At 71.8% G+C, this 2543-nt stretch carries 4 protein-coding genes; all 4 read right to left on the bottom strand.

Going from position 1 to position 2543, the window contains the following annotated elements:
• On the bottom strand, nt 1-476 hold a 476-nt coding region (locus ACESL7_RS15300), incomplete at its 3' end, for a glycosyltransferase family 2 protein (protein ID WP_372894157.1).
• On the bottom strand, nt 473-1312 hold the full coding sequence (locus ACESL7_RS15295) for a hypothetical protein (RefSeq protein ID WP_372894156.1): 840 nt from the start codon (nt 1310-1312) through the stop codon (nt 473-475). The genes ACESL7_RS15300 and ACESL7_RS15295, both read right to left, overlap by 4 nt.
• The gene (locus tag ACESL7_RS15290; protein WP_372894155.1) at nt 1309-2253 is read right to left on the bottom strand and encodes a glycosyltransferase family 2 protein; all 945 of its coding nucleotides are present in this window, start codon (nt 2251-2253) and stop codon (nt 1309-1311) included. The genes ACESL7_RS15295 and ACESL7_RS15290 overlap by 4 nt, the downstream gene beginning before the upstream one ends.
• Before the next feature lie 11 nt (nt 2254-2264).
• A partial coding sequence (locus ACESL7_RS15285; RefSeq protein ID WP_372894154.1) for a glycosyltransferase occupies nt 2265-2543 on the bottom strand: 279 nt, incomplete at its 5' end.

Raw genomic sequence — 2543 nt, 5'->3', positions numbered from 1 at the left:
CGCGGCAGAAACAGGCTGGCGGTGGCCGCGACCCCGTCACGGGCATAGATCTCGGGGTTGATGCCGAAGAAGTAATCGTAGGATTCGGCCCAGTTGAGCCGGTCCATCGCGCGTGCGGTGCTGACCATGCGCACCGCCCCCGAGATCAGCCCGCCATGCGTGCGCGCACAGGCCAGGAACTGCGCCAGCCAGTCCGGCTCGGGCACGCAGTCGCTGTCGGTGAAGGCCAGATACCGCCCCCGCGCGGCGGCCGCCCCGCGATTGCGCGCCGCATAGGATCCCGGCGCGCCCTCGCCCAGAATAGACAGGCGGGGATCGTCGGGAAACTCCGCGGGCGGGGGGTCGCCGGGGTCGTTGTTGACCAGAAGGATCTCGAAATCCGTCTCGGTCTGGGCGATCAGCGCCCGCACCAGCAGGGCGGCGCGCGGCCAGTCGCGCCAGGTCGGTATGATGACCGAGACAAGCGGCGCGCTCATGCGAAGAACGCCGGCAGGCGCGGATGCAGCGCCGATGTGGCATGACCGCAGTAAAGCGCGATCCCCGCCGGGCCGAGCCAGAGGTCGCGGAACGCCATCACCACCCGGTCGACCGGCACCGCCGACACGCCCGGGTCCATGGTGCGGTGCATCTGTCCGGTCTGGCCCGAGGAAAACCACGCGAGGTCCGGGTCCTCGTCCCAGAAATACCGCGTGTCGTTGAGATCGACGCCGGCCAGCACGATCCGGCGATACCCCATCTCGGCCCCGAAGCTCAGCGCCTGCACGATCGAGGCGCGTGCGAACAGCAAAAGCCCGGTGCGCGCGCCCAGATCCACCCGCCGGCAGAGCCGCAGCATGCGCGCCAGCCGGCCCGCGTCATCGACCGGCAGGTTGACCTTGTTGAGCACCCGCAGGTTTGCCACGATCCCGGGCGGCAGGCGCGCGAGATCCAGCCGGTGGCGTTCGAGATCCTTGTAGAGCATCAGCACGCCGGCCATCCGGTCGGCGCGTTCGGTGAGGAAATCCTCGAACTGGCGGCTGCGCTCGGGGGTGGGGCCGGCCTCGAACTGATAGAAGGTCGGGGTGAAGGGATGCAGCAGCCAGAAGTTCAGCCCCAGCGTGTCGTGATCGCGGCCGATGCGCTGCCAGTCGGCCGCGCCCAGCCGGCAGATCGAGCGCCCCGAGCCCAGCACCACCAGCGTGTCCGAGGTCTTGCGCGCACGCGCCTCGGCCAGACGGAAGGGCGGCAGGCCGCCCTCGCGGCGGGCCCGCGCGACACGGGCCACGCGGCGCATCTCGCCGCGGATCCAGCTCAGATCCTCGCGCAGGGTCATGGTTTCTCCTGTCGCAGCACCTGTTCGGCCCGGCGGCGCGCGCGCCGGAAGGCCCAGAGGTTCAGCAGGTGACGCGGCAGCGAGTGGCGGCAGTAGACCAGGCTGCCGGGGATCCAGCTCTCCACCAGATCGGGATGATGCAGGCGCAGCGCCCGCATGAACCGCCGGTAGATGTCCTGTTCGTGCAGCGTGGCGACCGCGTCGAGCTGTGCCCGGGCGGTTTGCGGCACGTAATCGGCCATCGCGGCGAAGGCGGCGGCAAAGGCCTCCTGTTCGCGCAGGCGCCCGGCGGGGCTGTCATAGGCGGTGCCGTCGCTGTCGGCCAGCCGCGCGGGATGCGCAGGGCCCTCGGTGATCGGCGCGACGGGCAGCCAGCGGCACGCGCCCCCGCGCAGCGCCATCACGTAGACCAGCAGCACCTGCGGATAGAGCCGCGCCGCGTAGCACCCCGCATCCAGCCGCGCCTTCAGGAACGGCAGGGCGTCGCGGGCCGCCTCCGCGCGGTAGATCAGCCCCGGCGCATGGCCGCTGGCATCGCGGATCTCGGCCAGGGACACCGGCCCGGCGGCGGTGCGCCCGCGCTTCAATGCACCGCTGCGGTCGTGAAACTGCGTGGCGGCGAAATCGACCGTGCCGGCGTCCAGCGCCGCGCGCGTCCGGGCGAGGCCTTCGGCATCGCACAGATCGTCATCGGCGCTGATCAGCAGATACGCGGTCTCGCAGGTCTCGAACAGCTCGACGAGGCTGGGCGCATAGCCCTGATTCCTCTCGTGCCGGATCAGCCGCACGGGCGGCACATGCGCGGCGAGCGCGCCGGGCACCGCCGCATCGGGCCCGTCGTCGATCACCGTGACGGCCAGGTCCGGTGCTGCGCGGCGCAGCCCGTCCACCAGCCGCGCCAGATCGGGGCTGCGGAAATGGGTGGGGATGCCGATGCTCAAGGACGGTCGCGTCATCGCGGACCCGCCGCGTCGAGGATGCCGGCGACCCGGTCATGGCAGGCCGCGAGGGTGAAGCGCTCGGCGACCCGCGCGCGCGCCGCATTCCCCAGCCGGGCGCGCAAGGCAGGGTCCCGCACGAGCCGCGTCAGGGCCGCGACCGCGGCCGCAGGATCACCCGGCGGGATCACCGCGGCGTTGACCCCGTCCTCGAAGATCTCGGTATTGCCGTCCACCGCCGTGGCCACCACCGCGCATCCCGCCGCCGAGGCCTCGAGATTGACGCGGGCGAA

Origin of the sequence: Rhodosalinus sp., from assembly GCF_041685465.1 — a bacterium.
Lineage (GTDB): Bacteria > Pseudomonadota > Alphaproteobacteria > Rhodobacterales > Rhodobacteraceae > Rhodosalinus.
Note: the sequence above shows the minus strand (reverse complement) of the source record. Positions and strands in the feature narration are given on the sequence as shown.